This window comes from Actinoplanes sp. NPDC051633 (assembly GCF_040681735.1).
Classification (GTDB): Bacteria; Actinomycetota; Actinomycetes; order Mycobacteriales; family Micromonosporaceae; genus Actinoplanes.
In genome coordinates, this window is the sequence record NZ_JBFAZH010001358.1 from 1 (window position 1) to 1897 (window position 1897).

The window sequence follows — 1897 nt, forward strand, 5'->3', positions numbered from 1 at the left end:
GCTGCCCGGCGCGGCGGTGGCCAGCAGCAGCCCGCCGGCGGACCCGGCCAGCAGGGAGCGCCGGCTCAGCGGAGATGCGGTCATGCCGACAGCATCTCAGAAATCAGCGATGCCGATGAATGTCTACGAGGTGTCGGCGAAGCGAAGGATGTGGTCCGCGACGACGGCCGCCCCCTCGTCCGAGGCGAGGATCGAATAGTGATTGGTGCCGGGTACGCGAACGGCCGGCACCGGGAGCCCGGCGGTGTTGCCGGCGGTGTACGCCCCCGGGCTCTGGTCGAGCAGCCCCCGGTCGGCCCGGAGCAGCACCGCGGGCACCCGCAGCCGGTGAAAGGCGCTGGTCGCCTCGGGGCCGGCGAACATGTCCGCGCCGTCCACCCGGATCGCCTCGGCGACGCACGACGACCGGTACGGCCCGTCCCCGACCAGATCGTGCATGAGGTACGCCTCCAGGGCCGGCGTCCACGGGAAGCCGAAGGCCGGGTGCCGCCGCCAGAACTCCCGATAGTCGTCCCGGGTGGCGAACGTGGCGTCCAGCCGCGCGATCGCCGGCCCGAGCACGGTGGTCAGCAACGCGTCGACGTCGGTGCCCGCCGGCAGCGGGAAGGCGAGCCCGCCGTCGACCATGACCACCGCGGTCACCCGGGACGGATGGCGGCTCGCGGCGATCGCCGCCACGTACGCGCCCATGGAGTGCCCCGCGAACACGGCCCGGTCCACGCCGCGCTCGTCGAGCAGTGCGATCAGATCGTCGGCGTGCCGGCCCAGACCGTACGGGCCCGGCTCGGCCCGGCTGCCGGCCCGCCCGCGCAGGTCCGGCGCCAGCAGCGTCACCCGGCCGGCCAGCCGCTCGGCGACCGGCCCCCAGGAGAGGCCGTTCGCGGTGATGCCGTGCACGGCCACCACGGGTGCGGCCGGCGAGCTCGGTGCGGTGGCCGGCCACTCATGTACTTCCAGGCTCAATGAATGCTCCAGCCGCCGTCGATCATCAGGGACGATCCGGTCATGAAGGAGGCCGCGGGGGAGCAGAGGTACGCGACGGCGTCGGCGACCTCTTCGGGCTCGAGCAGCCGCTTGAGGGCCGCCGGGGCGAGCATGATCCGCTCCACCACCTCCTCGGGGGCGATGCCGTGGCGCTCGGCCTGCGCGGCGATCTGCTTGTCGACCAGCGGTGTGCGCACGTACGCCGGGTTGACGCAGTTGGAAGTGACGCCGTGCGCGGCACCTTCCAGGGCGATCACCTTCGACATGCCCTCCAGGGCGTGTTTGGCGGTGACGTAGGCGACCTTGAACTCCGACGCGCGCACCCCGTGCACCGACGAGATGTTGACCACCCGTCCCCAGCCGCGCGCCTTCATGCCGGGCAGGAAGCGCCGCACCAGCCGGAACGGCGACTCGACCATCAGCCGCATCATCGTCGAGAACACCTCGGGCGGGAACTCGTCGATCGGCGCGACGTGCTGCATGCCGGCGTTGTTGACCAGGATGTCGGCCGCCACGTCCAGGGCGTCGACCGCCGCCAGGTCGGTGAGGTCCAGGCCGATCGCGCGGCCGCCCACCCGCTCGGCCACCTCGGCCGCGGCCCCGGCGTCACGGTCGATCACCACGACCGCGGCACCCTCCGCGGCGAGCCGCTCCGCGCAGGCCCGTCCGATCCCGCCGGCCCCGCCGGTCACGACCGCGGTGCGCCCGTCCAAGGTCATGGCAACCTCCTCGCATGCACGGCGAGCGGGCCCTCCGGCCGCTGGATCCCCGCCGACCTTACCCGGGAGAAACCCGGGAGATGGCCCGGTCAGCGGCGGAAAAAACCTTTTGAAAATTGATATTTTTGTTTTTTATGCTAAAGATTTATCACCTAGTATTTGGTTGAGTAATATATGCATAATAAAGGATAATA

At 70.7% G+C, this 1897-nt stretch carries 2 protein-coding genes; both read right to left on the reverse strand.

Annotation, left to right across the window (positions count from 1 at the left end; all coding sequences use genetic code 11):
* Positions 1-123 precede the first annotated feature (123 nt).
* Positions 124-963, reverse strand: coding sequence for an alpha/beta hydrolase (locus AB0M20_RS40950; RefSeq protein WP_364306645.1), 840 nt, complete (start codon positions 961-963; stop codon positions 124-126).
* Entirely contained in the window at positions 960-1703 is a 744-nt protein-coding gene (locus AB0M20_RS40955) for a 3-hydroxybutyrate dehydrogenase (protein ID WP_364306647.1), read from the reverse strand. The genes AB0M20_RS40950 and AB0M20_RS40955 overlap by 4 nt, the downstream gene beginning before the upstream one ends.
* Positions 1704-1897 lie beyond the last annotated feature (194 nt).